The 15,303-nt window shown below is 75.3% G+C and carries 13 protein-coding genes; 2 read left to right on the forward strand and 11 right to left on the reverse strand.

What is annotated here, in order from left to right:
* Positions 1-2 precede the first annotated feature (2 nt).
* The 9 genes from ACGFIS_RS27775 to ACGFIS_RS27815 form a co-directional block, all read right to left on the reverse strand.
* On the reverse strand, positions 3-932 hold the full coding sequence (locus ACGFIS_RS27775) for an alpha/beta hydrolase family protein (protein ID WP_392904712.1): 930 nt from the start codon (positions 930-932) through the stop codon (positions 3-5).
* Entirely contained in the window at positions 929-1,732 is an 804-nt protein-coding gene (locus ACGFIS_RS27780; protein ID WP_392973085.1) for an oxidoreductase, read from the reverse strand. Before ACGFIS_RS27780 ends, ACGFIS_RS27775 begins: the two co-directional genes overlap by 4 nt.
* A complete protein-coding gene (locus tag ACGFIS_RS27785) occupies positions 1,729-3,336 on the reverse strand; it encodes a nitrilase-related carbon-nitrogen hydrolase (RefSeq protein ID WP_392973087.1) in 1,608 nt (535 codons plus the stop codon). The genes ACGFIS_RS27780 and ACGFIS_RS27785 overlap by 4 nt, the downstream gene beginning before the upstream one ends.
* A gap of 145 nt (positions 3,337-3,481) precedes the next feature.
* Entirely contained in the window at positions 3,482-4,474 is a 993-nt protein-coding gene (locus tag ACGFIS_RS27790) for a hypothetical protein (RefSeq protein WP_392973088.1), read from the reverse strand.
* Positions 4,475-4,627: 153 nt separating this feature from the next.
* Positions 4,628-6,067, reverse strand: a complete 1,440-nt coding sequence (locus tag ACGFIS_RS27795) for an aldehyde dehydrogenase family protein (RefSeq protein ID WP_392904701.1) — start codon at positions 6,065-6,067, stop codon at positions 4,628-4,630.
* A complete protein-coding gene (locus tag ACGFIS_RS27800) occupies positions 6,064-7,203 on the reverse strand; it encodes an FAD-dependent oxidoreductase (RefSeq protein WP_392973090.1) in 1,140 nt (379 codons plus the stop codon). Before ACGFIS_RS27800 ends, ACGFIS_RS27795 begins: the two co-directional genes overlap by 4 nt.
* The gene (locus ACGFIS_RS27805; RefSeq protein ID WP_392973091.1) at positions 7,200-8,648 is read right to left on the reverse strand and encodes an aldehyde dehydrogenase family protein; all 1,449 of its coding nucleotides are present in this window, start codon (positions 8,646-8,648) and stop codon (positions 7,200-7,202) included. The genes ACGFIS_RS27800 and ACGFIS_RS27805 overlap by 4 nt, the downstream gene beginning before the upstream one ends.
* A complete protein-coding gene (locus ACGFIS_RS27810; protein WP_392904692.1) occupies positions 8,645-9,910 on the reverse strand; it encodes an acyl-CoA dehydrogenase family protein in 1,266 nt (421 codons plus the stop codon). The genes ACGFIS_RS27805 and ACGFIS_RS27810 overlap by 4 nt, the downstream gene beginning before the upstream one ends.
* A gap of 25 nt (positions 9,911-9,935) precedes the next feature.
* Positions 9,936-11,195 carry a flavin reductase gene (locus ACGFIS_RS27815; RefSeq protein ID WP_392973093.1) on the reverse strand — a complete coding sequence of 420 codons (1,260 nt, stop codon included), beginning with the start codon at positions 11,193-11,195 and terminating at the stop codon, positions 9,936-9,938.
* Between the two features lie 155 nt (positions 11,196-11,350).
* Between ACGFIS_RS27815 and ACGFIS_RS27820 the strand changes: the two genes are divergently transcribed.
* On the forward strand, positions 11,351-12,196 hold the full coding sequence (locus ACGFIS_RS27820) for an IclR family transcriptional regulator (protein WP_392904684.1): 846 nt from the start codon (positions 11,351-11,353) through the stop codon (positions 12,194-12,196).
* Here ACGFIS_RS27820 and ACGFIS_RS27825 read toward each other — a convergent pair.
* Both ACGFIS_RS27825 and ACGFIS_RS27830 read right to left on the reverse strand, forming a co-directional pair.
* Positions 12,174-12,881, reverse strand: coding sequence for a hypothetical protein (locus tag ACGFIS_RS27825; RefSeq protein WP_392973095.1), 708 nt, complete (start codon positions 12,879-12,881; stop codon positions 12,174-12,176). The two genes, ACGFIS_RS27820 and ACGFIS_RS27825, sit on opposite strands and share 23 nt — an antisense overlap.
* A 71-nt stretch (positions 12,882-12,952) precedes the next feature.
* Positions 12,953-13,636: a class E sortase gene (locus tag ACGFIS_RS27830; protein WP_392973097.1), complete on the reverse strand. Its 684-nt coding sequence runs from the start codon at positions 13,634-13,636 to the stop codon at positions 12,953-12,955.
* Positions 13,637-13,901: 265 nt separating this feature from the next.
* Between ACGFIS_RS27830 and ACGFIS_RS27835 the strand changes: the two genes are divergently transcribed.
* On the forward strand, positions 13,902-15,221 hold the full coding sequence (locus tag ACGFIS_RS27835; protein WP_392904676.1) for a hypothetical protein: 1,320 nt from the start codon (positions 13,902-13,904) through the stop codon (positions 15,219-15,221).
* Positions 15,222-15,303 lie beyond the last annotated feature (82 nt).

Here is a 15,303-nt window from a genome sequence, read left to right on the forward strand (position 1 = left end):
CCCTATCGGCGCCGCAGGTCGATGTGCGCCGGGTCGGCGGACGGCGCCGTCTCCTCGCCGCGCAGGTGGGCGCGGAGGAAGGCGACGGTGAGGTCCGTGTAGGCGCCGCGGGCCGCGGCGGGGTCGGTCTCGGGCTCCAGGTCGAGGAAGGCGCGGGCCGCGGTCGGGTCGACGGGGTCCGCGATGGCGAAGTGGTTGGCGCCCTTGAGGACGGCGAGCAGGTCATCGGGGCCCGACAGGGCCTCGGTGAAGGTGCGGGTCACCGGATCGGCTCCGGCGTCCTGCCCGTACCGGTCGGAGCTGCCCGCGATCACGCCGTCGCGGCTGCCGACGCCCAGCAGCACCGGGCATTCGACCTGCGCGGGCAGGACGGTGCCCGCCGGCCAGCCCAGCATGGTGGCGACCATCGTGTGGGCGCCGTAGGCGAAGCAGGCGCGGACGCCGGGCACGAACCGGGCCGACTGCAGGACGACGGTGCCGCCCGCCGAGTGCCCGCCGAGCGCGATCCGGTCGAGGTCGAGCACCCCCTTGAGCGGGCCGATCTCCTCCAGCGCGCCGATCACGGCGGGCAGCGCCGGGCAGGTCGGGCGGGTGCCGTAGGCGTCGGGACGGGCCGCGTCCAGGTCGACGCCGGGGGTGAGCCCGACCTGGCCGCCGAACAGCTCGGCGACCCGGTCGAACGTCACCACGGCGAAACCGGCGGCGGCGATCGCGGCGGCGAACGGGCGGTACACGGACTGCTCGACGTTCACGCCGGAGCAGAACACCACGACGGGGTAGGGCGCGCCGGCGGGGTCGGGCGGGATCCGCCCGGAGAGCCGCTCGGCGTCGGTGCCCTCCGCGCGCGCCGGGTAGTAGACCTTGATGTGGGCGGTGCCGAAGGGCGGGCTGCCGCCGGTTCCCGCCGACCACCACAGGGACCGGACGTTCATGGGCGCGGCAGTTCCCGGTCGCCGCCCCACAGCCCGCGGACGAGGCGGTCGGTGGTCTCCTGCCCGAAGTAGCGGACGCCCATCACGTTGGCGGGGTCGCGGTCGGCGATGTTGCGGCGGGTCGCCAGGTCGGCGGCGGCGAGCGCGGGCCGTTCGGCCTCGGGGACGGGTTCGGCCTCGTCGACCCAGCCGAGCCAGCGGCCGACGTGCTCCTCCAGCACCTGCCCCACCAGCTCGATGTTCTTCTCCGCGCGGGGGAAGGAGTGGCAGTGCGCGGTCGGCGACAGGCTCGCCCGGATGAAGCCGGCGCGGCTGGTGAACCACTCGAAGTCGGGGTTCTGCTCGCGGAACGCCAGCCACCCGTCGTTCAGCGGCTCGTAGTACCGGTCGTAGTACGCGCCGTCGGTGAGCAGGTTCGCCCGCGGCACGGAGTCGGCGTAGAACCAGCCCTCCGGCCAGACCAGCAGCGCGATGCCGAGGTGCGGTACCCGGATCTGCGGGCCGAGCCACACGGTCAGGTGCAGGTTGGCGAAGCTCGCGGCCGGGTTGCCGAGCCAGGAGCGCACCATCCAGTCGACCTCCGGCCCGCTGTAGGCGGCGAGCGTCCCGCCCGGCCCGTCGGGGTAGGTGCCGTAGGACTCCAGCGCCTCGGTGGACGGGTCGCGCGTCAGCTCGAACCGGGCGTCGATCTTCGCCTTGAGCCCGTCGAGGATCGCGCCGAACCGGTGGAAGGTCTCGGTCACGTCCACGGTGGGGGACTCGTCGAGCATCTGCTCAACGTGCTGCAGGGTTTCCTTCAACGGGGCGCTCCGCTCGGTGCGTCGTCGGCCAGCGCGGCGACCGCGTGCGCGGGGCGCCCGCCGACCAGGTCGGTGTTCTTGGAGACGAGCCGGTTGACGGCCTGGGCGGGGTGGACGGCCGCGATGGTCACGGGCTCTTCGGTCCGGGTGACCAGGGGGTGGCTGATGCGGCCCTCGAACGGGCCGTCCCACGACGTCCACAGCGTGAAGTCGGCCGGCAGGGCCAGGATCAGGCCGCCGTCCGGGCCGGACGCGACGACGTTCAGCCGGTTCTCGGCGGACCGCTCGGGCAGCCCCAGCCCGGTCTCCCACGGTTCCAGCGGGGTGAACGGCACGGCGACCACGTCGGCGTCGGCGATCGCGGCGAGCCGGAACGTCTCGGGGAACAGCGCGTCGTCGCCGGCGATCAGCACGAGCCGCCCCCAGGGGAGGGTGAAGATCTCCAGGCGTTCCCCGGCGCCGCCGTGCAGCCGGGGCTGGCGGCCCGCGATGCCGCCGGCGCCGACCAGGTACGCCGTGTGCGCGCCGCCGTCCCGGACGGTGGTCACCGCGTGGGCGCCGGTTCCCCGGACGGCGGCGGCGAGCGCGCGGGCGACCTCGCCGGGCCCGGCTGCGGCGCCGAACGCGAGTTCGGGCAGGACGACGAGCTCGGCGCCCGCCCGCGCCGCCTCGGCGACGAGCCCCGGGGAGCGGACCACGGCGGCGGTGAGCTTCGCCGCCCCGGCGGGCGCGGTGCGCGGCCCCGGCGTGGCGACGATCGGCGCGTAGAGCGCGGGCCTGCGCGCCGCGAACAGGTCCGTCCCGTCCGGGCGGACCTTGTCGTCGGCGAGCGCGGGGTCGATGTCGGCGACGACGACCGCCTCCCCGGTGCGCGGCGCCTTGGCCACGACGGTGCCGTCGGGGGCGACGATCTGGCTTTCGCCCGCGCCGTCCAGCAGGTCGGCGGGGACGCCGAGCCGTTCGCCGATGGCGGGCAGCAGTTCCGCGGGCAGCAGCGGGCCGACCTTGTTGGCCGCCACCACCCACACGCGGTTCTCGGCGGCCCGCACGGGGATGTGCAGGCTCGCCTCGTCCACCGCGAACGAGTTGAGGCTGTTGAGCAGCACCTGCGCGCCCCGGACGGCGAGGTCGCGGGGGACCTCGCTGGTGACGCCCTCCATGCACGCGTACATGCCGAGCCGGCCGAGCGGGGTGGCGATCACCGGCCCGGCCCGGGTGCCGGGGTCGAGGTGGTCGCCCTCGGCGCCCATGAGGACGAGCTTGTCCGAGCGGCCGAGCAGGGCGCCGTCCGGTCCGTAGAGCAGGTTCGCGACGGTGACGCGGCCGTCCGCGCCGGCCAGCGTCACATTGATCTTGACGTGCGCGCGGTGCGCGGCGGCCCGGGCGGCGACGGCGGTCAGGAACGGCCCGTCCGGGAGGCAGGCGTTCCCGACCGCCGCGTCACGGTCGTCGTACCAGGAGATGCGGTTGCAGAACTCCGGGAGGACGATGAGGTCAGCGCCCGTGCCGGCCGCCTCGTCGATCAGCCGCAGGCAGGTGGCCAGGTTCGCGCCGGCGTCCCGCCCGGCCGCGAACTGGACGGCGGCCACCCGGACCGGACCCATGGGGACCTCCTGGTTCCACTGGCGAAACGCTGTTTCCAAACCCTACAATCGCGGTCCGGTGGCCGCCATAGTCCCGCCGAGAAACTTCGGGTCCGGCGGCGGGCCCCGGCGCCCGCGGGAACGGAGGCCGGGGCCGCGCGTCCGGTCAGGAGGCCCCGGTCAGGGTCTCGATCGTGCCCGCCGACAGCAGGTTCTGGTAGTAGGCGCCGCCGGGCAGGTAGGCGGGCGTCCGGGTGCCGTCGAAGGCGTCCCTGGCCCACGCCACCGCGAACGTCTGCAGGGCGGCGACGTTCCCGGCCTCGGGGGTGCCGCAGGCGATCGTGCCGATCGAGTCGGTGCTCGCGCCCTCGGCGTCGGTGTGGTCCCCGCTGGTGAGCCGCACGCCGACGAACGGGCCGTGCACCTCGGACTGGACGGCCTCGGTGCCGGAACTGCCGTTGTTGCAGGGGTTGTCGGGCGCGGAGATCGTGCGGATCTGCCGGCCGGTACCGTCCAGCCCGTCCAGGCCCGTGACGAGGTTGTCGCCGATGAAGGACTTCACCGGGTCCAGCAGCACCAGGCCGCGCAGGCCCGTCCACGCCGCCGGGTGGTCGGTGCGAACCCGGTTCGCGACGTAGGCGACCGCCTCGCCGCCGGCCGAGTGGCCGGAGAAGACCATGGAGGACGGGATGGTCACCTCCGGGCGCCCGGCCTCGGCCTTGGCCCTGGCCAGGCTGCGGCCGAGCTTGCCGTCGGGGTCGGACGCCCTGCCGAACAGGTCGGCGACGTTGCCGAGGAAGTCGGTGTTGTTGCCGATGTTCTGCAGTGTGCAGCCGAAGATGTGCCCGCTGGGCAGGGTCGGGGCGAACACCAGGTAGCCCGCGGACGCGTACTCGCCCGCCAGGTCTGCGACGTGGTCGTTGGCGCGGGCGAAGCCGTGCTGGAGCCAGACCAGGCCCTCCGGGGTCCCGGACGGGAAGTACCAGTCGGCGCTCTGGTCGAGGGTCGTGAACGCGCACCGGATCTCGACCGTGGTCTGGATCCTGGTGGCGGTGGCCCGGGCGGGAGCCGCGGCCGCCGGCGCGGTGGCGACGGCTGTGGCGGCGGCGACGGCGGTGGTGGCGACGGCCAGGGCTCGGGCTGCGCGGGTGGCACGCATGCTGCCTCCGGAGCTTGTCGTTCCACTCTGTGAAACGACGTTTCCATTGTTTCCTCAATTAGCGGCCTCCGGGCGCCGCCCGTCAACGGCCCGCAGAGCGCGATCCGGTAACGCTTGCCCGGGACGGGCCGGACCTCGGGAAGGGGCCGATGCTCAGGACGGGTAGGCGCCCGCGCCCATGCCCGCGCCGCCCGCCCGGAACGCCGCCGGAGCGTGCACGGCGCACGTCTGCACGTACTCCAGCAGCCCCTCGGTGCCGTACTCGCGGCCGTGCCCGCTGCGCTTCACCCCGCCGAACGGCGCGCGCAGCGACATGCCCGTCCGGTTGTGGGTGTTGACGAACGTGAACCCCGCCTCGAACCCGCGGGCGAACGCGAACGCGCGATCCTCGTCGGCGGACCAGACCGAGGCGCCGAGGCCGAGCTCACCGGCGTTCGCGCGGGCGAGTACCTCGTCCTCGCCGTCGTAGGGCAGCAGCGGCACCACCGGCCCGAACTGCTCCCCGGCCACCACCGGGTCGTCGTCGCCGGCCCCGGTGACCAGCGCCGGCCGGACGAAGTGGCCCCGGGCGAGGTCGACGCGCACCGCGCCGAGCGCGGTGGCCGACGCGCCGCGCCGCGCCGCGCCGGTCACCAGTCCCCGTACCCGCCGCGCCGCGTCCGCGGAGATCACCGGGCCGACCGTCGTCCCCGCGTCGAGCGGATCGCCGAGCACGATGGTGCGCGCGGCTGCCGCGACGTAGGCGTCGCGGACGTCGGCGAACCTCGACCGCGGCACGTAGACGCGCTTGGCGGCCATGCACACCTGCCCGGCGGTCGCGAAGGACGCCATGACGAGCCGGTCCATGGCCGCGTCGTCCAGGCGGGCGTCGTCCAGCAGCACCACCGGGTCGTTGCCGCCCAGTTCCAGCACGGACGGCGTGATCGCCGAGGCGGCGGCCGCGCCGATGTCGCGCGCCGCCTCCGCGCCGCCGGTGAACGCCACCCGGTGGACCCGCGGGTGCGCCACCAGCGCCCGTCCCGTCCCGGCGCCGCCGTGCACGACGTGGACGAGGTCCCGCGGGAACGACTCCAGCACCCGCGCCACGGCCAGCGGCGCCAGCGGCGAGGGCTTCACCACGGCGGCGTTGCCGGCCGCGAGGGCCGGGCCGACCTTGAGCAGCGCCAGGATGACCGGCGCGTTCCACGGCGTGATCGCGGCGACGACCCCGTACGGGCGGTGCCGCAGGAGCAGCCGGCCCGCCGCGTCGTCCACCTCCCGGTCGGCGTACGCGGCGGGCGCGTGGCCGGCGACCCAGCGCAGGTACGCCGCGGCGAACCGGATCTCGCCCTCGCAGTCGGCCAGGGGCTTGCCGGACTCCCGCGCGAGCAGCACCGCCGTCCCGCCGGCGGACTCGACCGCCGCGGCCGCCCGGCGCAGGGCCTCCGCCCGTTCGGCGGCGGGGACGTCCCGCCAGTCCCGCTGGGCGGCCTCGGCAGCCCGGACGGCGCGGTCCACGTCCGCGGCGTCCGCCACCGGCACCCGGCCGACGGTCTCGCCGAGCCGCGCCGGGTTCTCCCGGACGATCTCGGCGCCCGGCCCGGCGCGGGTCACGCCACGTCCCGCAGGGAGGCGATCATCGAGCTGCGCAGCAGATGCCGCCGGGCCGCGCCGGGATCGGCGGCGAGGGCCCGCAGTTCGGCGTGGTAGAGCCCGGGGTCGCGCATCCGCTCCCAGTTGGCGTGGGTCGCGCGTCCCACGTACGTCAGCGCGACGTCGCGGCGGGCGGCGGCGACGGCGTCCACCTCCGACTCGGGGCCGCCGGCCAGCACCCCGGCGAGCGCGTCCGCCATCAGGACGGCGTCGTGGATGCCGCTGTTCATGCCCATCCCGCCGAGCGGGTTGTTGACGTGCGCGGCGTCCCCGGCCAGCAGCACCCGGCCGGTCCGGAACCGGTCGGCCACCCGCTGGTGGACCCGGTACAGGCTCGCGTGCGCCACGTCCCACCCGGTGTCGGCGACGCCGCGCAGCCGGTCCGGCAGCCGCGCCAGTTCGTCCGCGTCGGGGGTGCCGGCGGGGGTGGGGAACAGCACCCGCCAGTGGTCGGGGGTGCGCAGCAGCACCAGCCACTCGTCGGGGTCGAACACGTAGTTCACGTCCGCGATCCCGGGCAGCAGCGCCGCCACGTCGGTGCGGGTGGACGCGACGAGGAACCGCTCGGGGTAGGTGAGCCCGTCGAACTTCAGGCCCGCGCACCGCCGGACGGCCGAGCCGGCGCCGTCCGCGCCGACGAGCCAGCCGCCCCGGTACGGGACGCCGTCCTCGGTCGTCACCTGGACGCCGCCTGCGTGGGTCAGGACGTCGTGCACCCGCGCCCCGAACCGCACCTCGCCGCCCGCCTCCAGCAGGTGCGCCAGCAGGAGCGGCGTGAGCCTGCCCTGCTCGCACTGGACGCGGAACGGGTAGGGGGTGTCGCCCGACAGCAGCGACAGGTCCAGCTCGGCGATGACGCCGCCGCGCCGTTCCCGGTACTGGAACGTGCGGGAGATCCGGCCGCGCTCCATCAGCTCGTCCAGGACTCCGAGACCGGCGAGCATCTCCAGCGACGGCGGGTGGAAGGTGGACGCCCGCGACTCGGCGGCCAGCGCGTCCCCGGCCTCCAGCACGGTCACCGCGACGCCGCGGCGGGCCAGCGCCAGCGCGGCCGTCAGCCCGACGGGGCCGGCGCCGGCGACCAGGACCGGTGTCACGCGTCCCCCCGGGCGTGCAGGGCGCCGGCGTTCTCCACCCCCACGACCTGCGGGTTGGTGAAGAAGCGGAGGGTCTCGGCGGTGCCCTCCTCGCCCAGCCCGGACGCGCCCCAGGCGGGACGCGGCGCGAACAGGTGCAGGCTCATGACGCTCGACCCGTTGACCTTGACCTCCCCGGCGCGGATCCGGCGGGCCACGGCCAGCGCGGCGTCCTCGTCGGCGCCGGCGACATAGCCCTCCAGGCCGTAGGCGGTGCCGTTGGCCAGGGCCACCGCCTCGTCGAGCGTCCGGTACGGGTGGACGGTCGCGACCGGCCCGAAGATCTCCTCGGTGGCGTCGCCGGGGTCCACTCCGGTGACCAGCGCGGGGGCGAGGTAATTGCCTTCGGCGGGGACCTCGGTGGTGGCGATGACCCGCCCGCCGAACGCGTCGCGCCTGCCCCGCACCAGGGCACGGTGGCGTGAGTGCACGAGGGGGCCGAGGTCGGTGTCCTCGTCCAGGGGCGGGCCCGCGCGGAGCGCCGAGAGGCGCCCGGCGATCTCCTCCAGGATCGCGTCCTGCGATTCCGCCGGGACGATGAGGCGGCCGAGGGCGCGGCACCACTGGCCGTTGAGGGTCGTCAGCAGGTCGGCGGCCGCGCGGGCGGCGCGGCCGGGGACGGCGTCCGGCATGACGACCAGGGGGTTGTTGCCGCCGAGTTCCAGCTGGACGGGCTTGAGCCCGGCCGCGCAGGCGGCGGCGACGGAACGGCCGCCGGCGGCGCCGCCGGTGAACGACACCGCCCGGATCCGCGGGTCGCCGGTGAGGCGGGCGCCGGTCGCCGCGTCCCCGTGGACGAGCTGGAACACGCCGCCGGGCACGTCCCGTCCGGCGAGGACGTCCGCGACGGCCCCGGCGAGGACCTGGGTGCCGTGCGGGGCGTACTCGCTGGGCTTGAGGATCACGGGGCATCCCGCGGCCAGGGCGTTGGCGACCTTGTGCGCCGCCATCGGGGCGGGCGCGTTCCACGGGACCAGGCACAGCGCCGGCCCCCACGGCAGCCGCCGCACGTGCACGGCGCGGCCGTCCTCGCGGCGCAGAATCTCGCCCGTGCCGCCGCGCAGCTGCTCGGCGGCCAGCCGGAAGGACCCGGTCACGATCATGCCGAGCGGCGCGGCCTGGCGGATGGGGACGCCGGTCGCGGACGCCTCCAGCCGGACGATCTCGCCGAGCACCCCTTCCAGCCCGTCCGCGACGGCGTCGAGGAGTTCGGCGCGGTCGCCGCGCGCGGCCCAGCCCTCCGCCGCCGCCTCGGCCGCGGCCAGGGCGCACTCGACGCGGTACCCGCCGGTGGCCGGGGCGGGCCCGAGCGGGCGGCCGGTCGCCGGGTCCTCCAGGACGAGGTCCAGGCGGCCGCCGCAGTCGGCCCATCCACCGGCGACCAGGTCGCGGTGCGGCGGTGTCATTTCTCGACGCTCGCGAACAACTCGTTCTCCCTGGCCCCCGTGACGATCTGCGCGGCCTCCAGCCTGCCGCGTTCGGCGGGGAACGTCATCACCAGCCCCATCGCCAGGTCGCGCATGGCCCGGCCGATGACGCCGTCGAGCGTCGCCGCCGACGTCCCGCACGCCTTGAACGCGCCGAGCACGACCTGGAAGCACGACTCGGCGATGTCGCCCTTGGCGATCCGCCACTGCCGGTACACGTCCTGCTTGGGCAGCAGCGGCGGGGTGGAGGTCTCCAGCTGCAGCTGCCGGCGGATCCACAGGTAGGCGGTCTCCAGCCGCTCCGTCATGTCGCCGATGATCACCTGGTGCATGGGGGAGGAGGCGATCGGGCGGCCGGAGTCGGCGAACGTCGCGCGGGTGAGGCGGTCGAGGGCGAAGTCGTAGACCGACTGCGCGGCGCCGAGGTAGCACGCCGAGATGGCCAGCTGGTTGCCGACGAAGCTGCCCCGGCTCATCGTCAGCATCCGCACGAACGAGCCCGGCACGGTCAGCGCCTCGTCCGCGGGGACGAACACGTCGGTGAGCGTGATGCCGTGGTTGTTGGACGCGCGCATCCCGAGACCGTTCCAGGGGGTGCGGGACGCGACGCCCGGCGCGTCCCGGGGGACCAGGAACAGCGCGAGGCCGTCGGCGCCGGTCGTCCCGTCCAGCCGCGCGGTCACCAGGTAGGTGTCGGCGACGCCGGTGGCGCAGCCGAACGACTTGACGCCGTTGAGCGTCCAGCCGCCCCCGGCCGGGACCGCGGTCGTGGCGATCGCGATGTTGGCGCCGGAGCTCTTGACCTCCTCGCTGGCGAAGTTGGCCGTCCACGTCCCGCCGGCCATCCGCGTCAGGACCTTCTCGGCGAACGCCCGGACCGGCTCGGCCTCCTCGCCGGTGAACAGCCCCGCCTCGATCGCCTCCAGCGGCAGCAGCCCGCGCGAGGCGCTGGTGTTGTGGAAGAAGAACGACAGCCCGGTGGACGGGCACGCGCTCCCCATCGCGTACGTGGCGGCGGCCAGGTCGCGCAGCCCGCCGCCGAGCCCGCCGTGCTCTTCGGGCACGACGAGGCCGAGCAGCCCGGCCTCGCGGATCAGGTCGATGTGCCCGGAGGGGAACGCGGCCTCGGCGTCCGCCCGCGCGGCGGCCTCGCGCAGCGCGGGCAGCACCTTCTCGACGCGGGCCGCGCGCTCGCGTTCGGGCTCGGTCATGTTCTCGATGAGCCGTTCGCCGGTCAGCATCTCTGGGCGATTCCTTTCACGATGGTCAGGACGCGACCCGGTGGGCGCGGCCCGGCAGGGCCGCGCCCCAGATCGCCTCCAGGTCGGCGGAGGCCGCCGCCAGGGCGGCCCGGTCGATCGGGGTGGCCACCTCCAGCTGGGCGGCCAGGAACAGCACGTCCTCGGCGCACAGGCCGCCGTCGACGCCGCCGAGGGTGACGTCGAAGTGCCGCACTCCGCTCTTCATGGCGGTCAGCGCGTTGACCAGGCCCAGGCCGCGGGATTCGCGCAGGCGCACGCGCTGCGTCAGCGGCCGTGTCCGGGCGACCGCGTCCTGGAGCACGTCGCGGACGCGCAGCGGTGACGCGGCGGCGGGCCCCTCGTCGAGCGCGATCTCGGCGCAGCCCGCTTCGGCGAACCGGTCGACCGCGGCGAGCACGGCGGCGTGCCGGTCGGCGCGGAAGGCGTCCGGGACGCGTCCCACCGCCGCGAGGCCGCGCAGGCGGGCGGCCCTGACGAGGTCCGGCGCGCAGGGCCCGTCCACGACCTCCACGACGAGGCCGGCGCCGGGCGGTACGAGCGCCAGCCGGGTCTCGTCCTCCACCAGCACCGATCCCGCCGGGAACGGTCCCGCCGTCACCGATCCGCCGGGCGCGGGCCCGGCGGGCAGGGGGCCGCGGAGCCGGACGCCGGCGTCGCGCACCGAGGCCAGCAGCCTGGCCGCCTCGGCGGGGGAGACGCGGGACGCGGCGGTGCCGTGGGCGCGGAGCCTGCGGTGCAGCGCGGCGGCCAGGCCGGTGTCGGCGATGCCGACCGTGTCGGGGAGCGGGTCGGCGAGCTGCCCCCAGGTGCGGGAGTGGAACAGCAGCGGGGCGGTGCGGCGCGGGACGCGCGCGGCGGTGACCTCCCCGACGAAGATCGTGTGGTCGCCGCCCGGGTAGGCGTGCGCGACCCGGCAGTCCAGCCAGCCGAGCGCGGCCCCCAGCACGGGGGCGCCGGTCGGCGCGGCCGCCCAGGGCTGCCCGGCGAACCGGTCGCCGGGTTCGCGGCCCGCGAAGCGGTGCCCGATCGCGGCCTGGTCCTTGCCGAGGAAGCTGACCGCGAAGATGCCGCTGCGCTCGACCAGCGCGTGGGTGTGGATGTCGCGGGCGAGGCAGACGAGGACCAGCGGCGGGTCGAGGCTGACGCTGCTGAACGAGCTCGCGGTCATGCCGTGCCAGCCGTCCCCGGCGGTGGTCGTGACGACCGCGACGCCCGTCGGCCACTGGCCCAGCACCGTCCGGAAGGTCTCCGCGTCGACCCCCACGGCATCGGCCCTTCGTTTCGCATATGGAAACATCGTATCGATCACGGTAACGATGGCCGTCCGGCCATGTCAACGGCCGCGCGCCGGTGTTTCCCTGCGGGAAACGCCTTGCCCTAAACTGGGCGCCCGTCCCGACGTCCCGCGAAGGAGCCGCAGTGCCGCGCAGTGCTACGAACCAGGCCGAACGCGCGTCCGAGGGCGGCGAGGGCCAGAGCCGCTCGATCGCGGCGGTGGAGCGCGCGATGGACGTGCTGCTGCTGTTCGGCCGCAGCTCGCGCCCCGACCTGGGCGTCACCGAGATCGCCACCGAGCTGGGGCTGACCAAGGCGGCCGTGCACCGCATCCTGACCGCGCTGCGCAGCCGCGAGCTGATCACCCTGGACCCGGGCACCCGCCGCTACGCCCTCGGGCACGCCGCCATCGCGCTCGGCCGCGCCTACCTGGCCCGGATGGACCTGCGCGCGATGGCCGCCCCCGAGCTGCGCCGCCTCGCCCAGCGGGTGGGCGAGACCGCCACGCTGTCGATCCGGCGGGGCGACACGCGGCTGTACGTCGACCAGGTCGTCCGGCCCCACGAGCTGCGCGTCGAGGTCAGCCTCGGCATCCCCTACCCGCTGCACGCCGGGAGCTCGTCCAAGGCGATCCTGGCGTTCCTCGACGACGCCGAGGTGGACGGCTATCTGGAGCGCCATCCGCTCGAGGCGCTGACCGAGCGGACCATCGTGGACGAGGAGCGCCTGCGCAAGGAGCTCACGGTGATCCGCAAGCGCGGGTACGCGGGCTCGACGGGCGAGCGCCAGGAGGGCACCGCCTCGGTCGCGGCCCCGATCTTCGACCACGACGGGCGGGTCATCGCGGCGCTGAGCGCGTCCGGGCCGCTGACCAGGTTCAAGCCCCGGATGAGCGAGTGCGCCCCGCTGGTCGTCGAGGCCGCCGCCCAGGTCTCCGCTCAGCTCGGCCACACCGGCGGGGGCCATGTCACAGGTGGGCGCCCGGCTTGAGGACGCCGAGCGCGGCGGCGCCCAGCACCGCCGCCCAGATGCCGAACACGTAGGGCAGGCAGCCGTCCACCGACCGCTTGAGGGTCCGCTCCACCTCGGGTGTGGAGCCGCCGCCCATCAGCGCGCCGAACGCGGGCCCGAAGGGGCGCAGCGTCAGGCGGATGCCCAGGCCGCACAGCAGGGCGATGGTGTAGAGGGCGACCTTGGCGCCGAGCCAGCGCGGGTTGGTCGCCACCCCGAACGGTTCGGCGGCGAGCAGCGTGTAGGCCGCGGCCGCGCAGAGCGCGGCGGCCAGGACGATGCGGATCGTCCAGTCCGCTCGTTTCACCCACGGGAACCGGCCGTGCGTGCGATGGTCGGCGATGGTGGCGGCCAGCCAGGCGAGCGCGAACATCCACACCGGCACGACCTGCCATGTGCCGAAGGCCGGCACGCCGAACAGCTCCGCCCCGTGCGGCTCCAGCGCCATCAGCGTCACGCCGCTGGGGAGGAACAGCACCAGGCAGATCTTGGGTCCGAGGTCCAGCCCGCTCATGATCTGCAGCGCCGCCGAGCGCGCCGCCGGCGTCAGATCGGGCCGCAGGACGTACCGGCTGGAGTAGAAGACGCCGAGGTCGCCGCCCAGCCAGAAGACGAACAGGACCACGTGCAGCAGGATCCACCAGCCGTGCGGATGCGCTCCCACATCGCCTCCCGGTTCACGAGATTTGCGAAACGCCGTTTCCTTGTGGGGAACGGTAGCAGACCGCGGCCGGGTCAGGCGGTGCGTGCGCGCCGCCCCTCCAGCTCGGCGAACACCACCAGGCGGTAGGCCGCGGAGAACTTCGGGTGGCAGGTGGTCAGGGTGAGCATCCGCTTGACGGGCTTGCGGCCCGGCCTGCGCGGGACGGGCGCGGTCACGTCGGTCCGCCCGGGCCGCACGACGACCCGCCCGGTGACCTCGTAGACATAGGTGGTGGTGGCGGTGTCCACCAGGATCTCGTCCCCGCGCCCCAGCTCGCCGTTGCGGTCGAACGGCGCCCCGTAGGTGGTGCGGTGGCCGGCGATCGCCATGTTCCCGACCTCGCCGGGCCCGGCCGTCCCCGGGTAGTGGCCCGGACCCCGGCGCAGGTCATCGACGCCGACGCCCTCGATGACGGCGTACCGGTAGGACGCGCCGAAGCGCGGGACGCGCAGGATCGCCAGCGCCTCGCCTTCGGCCGGGACGGGGGTCTTCTTCGCCGCGGCGCCGGCGCCGCCGCGGCCGGAACCCGTCCCGGCGGCGGCGGCCGCCTGCCGGGCGCGGGTCGCGCTCCACTTCCGCTCCAGGTCGTCCTGGAGACCGCCCTGCTGCCCGCGCGTGTACTGCCCGGTGCCCCACGCCAGGTAGCCGACGAAGAGGGCGAGCAGCAGGCCCGCGGTCACCAGTGCCTCGGCCAGTCCTCGCAGCACCGTGCGCATGGTGTGGAACGGTAACGGCTCGAAAGGGAAACGACGATTCCCTACATGAAACGATTGTGTTTCGCCCGGCCGATGTCTTGACACGGTGCGCGCGTACCGGCTTCGCTATGTGCACCTTGCGAAACTTTGTTTCCCTGTGCGGAACAGAGGTCGTGGGCAGGGCGCTGGTTCGGATGGCGGACCGGTGGTGCGGCATCCAGCTGCCCGGATTCCCCGTCCCGCCGTCCCGGCGGGGCGGCCGGCTGGGAAGGAGCAGCGGCACGCGATGAGATCCAGACGAACGGCACTGCGCGGTGCGGCGGCGGTGGTCACGGCCGCCGGAGCGGTGGTGGTCCCGCCGGCGGTGGCCGCCGCGGCGCACGCCGCGACCGGCCAGGTCCCCTACTCCTGCACCATCTTCGGCTCCACGTTCGACTACGACGCGACCGTGACCGTCACCGCCCCCGCGTCGGCGGGCGTCGGCGACGAGGTCACGGTCGAGGCGGACTTCTCCAACCTCCCCGGGGTCGCGCCGCTGCCGGTCAACTCGTGGACGACCACCGGCTCGCTCACCGTCTCCGGCGCCCAGACGGGCTCGGTCGACATCTCCGTCCCGGAGCGGACCGGGCCGGTCCCCGCGTACGGGGAGCTCCCGATCGGCACCGCCACCGGCACCCTCACCCTCGGCGCCGCCGGGGACGTCCACCTCGCCCCCGCGGCCCTGACGATCGTCGCCGAGGCGGGCGCCCAGGCGACGATCACCTGCACGCCCAAGAGCGCCCCGGAGCCGCTGGCCACCATCGGCGTCGACGCCGCAGGCCCCAGCGTCTCGGTCACCCCGCCCACCGTCGTCCAGGGCGGCGGCATCACCCTCACCGGTGCGGGCTGGCAGCCCGGCGCGGTCGATGTCGCGCTGTGCGACGCCAACGGCGCCCAGTGCGCGGCGGGCGACCTGACCGACGTGACCGCCTCGGTGGACGGCACCGGCATGCTGACCGCCTCGGCGACCGTCGCCGGCACGGCCGCCGCCGGATCCCGGACCATCGTCATCACCCAGGGCGCCGTCAGCCAGAGCGCCGCGCTGAACGTCACCGAGAAGACCGCGCCGCCCACCGGCGAATGCGCCGGCCGGCCGGCCGAGCGCTGCGATGAGCAGAAGATCAACCTGACCGTCAACGGCGGCCCGCTGACCATGGCCCGCGAGGCGGGCGAGGTCGAACTGACCCCCGTCACGCTGAACGGCACCCAGCAAAGCGCCACGGGCGACCTGCGCGAGGTCACGGTCGTGGACGCGCGGGGCGGCACCACCGGCTGGTCGCTGACCGGCACGCTGACCGACTTCTCCTCGGCCGCCGGGACGAAGATCCCCGCCGGGAACCTGTCGTGGACGCCGTCGTGCACGCCCGCCGCGGGCGCCGGCGCCGTCGTCGCCGGCAGCGCCGGCGCGCTCGACGACACCACCGCCGCCACGCTGTGCAGCGGCCCGGACGGCGCCGGGCAGATCGTCGGCGGCACCTACACCGCCGGGGCCGCGCTGAACCTGACGGTTCCGCCGGTGACCGGTGCCGGCGAGTACACCGCCGTCCTCACCCTCACCCTGTCCTGATCCGCGCCGGATCCCGATCCGCACCGACCGCGGCCGGGGGGCGGCGCCGCGCCCGCCGCCCTCCCGGCCGCACCGAGGTGAT

Origin of the sequence: Spirillospora sp. NPDC048824 (assembly GCF_043198455.1) — a bacterium.
Taxonomy (GTDB): domain Bacteria; phylum Actinomycetota; class Actinomycetes; order Streptosporangiales; family Streptosporangiaceae; genus Spirillospora.

What these genes read in the sequence shown, in the direction of transcription:
- ACGFIS_RS27775 (WP_392904712.1), bottom strand. Translation starts at nt 932, where the DNA reads ATGAACGTCCGGTCCCTGTGGTGGTCGGCGGGAACCGGCGGCAGCCCG.
- ACGFIS_RS27785 (WP_392973087.1), bottom strand. Translation starts at nt 3,336, where the DNA reads ATGGGTCCGGTCCGGGTGGCCGCCGTCCAGTTCGCGGCCGGGCGGGAC.
- ACGFIS_RS27790 (WP_392973088.1), bottom strand. Translation starts at nt 4,474, where the DNA reads ATGCGTGCCACCCGCGCAGCCCGAGCCCTGGCCGTCGCCACCACCGCC.
- ACGFIS_RS27805 (WP_392973091.1), bottom strand. Translation starts at nt 8,648, where the DNA reads ATGACACCGCCGCACCGCGACCTGGTCGCCGGTGGATGGGCCGACTGC.
- ACGFIS_RS27810 (WP_392904692.1), bottom strand. Translation starts at nt 9,910, where the DNA reads ATGCTGACCGGCGAACGGCTCATCGAGAACATGACCGAGCCCGAACGC.
- ACGFIS_RS27830 (WP_392973097.1), bottom strand. Translation starts at nt 13,636, where the DNA reads ATGCGCACGGTGCTGCGAGGACTGGCCGAGGCACTGGTGACCGCGGGC.
- ACGFIS_RS27835 (WP_392904676.1), top strand. Translation starts at nt 13,902, where the DNA reads ATGAGATCCAGACGAACGGCACTGCGCGGTGCGGCGGCGGTGGTCACG.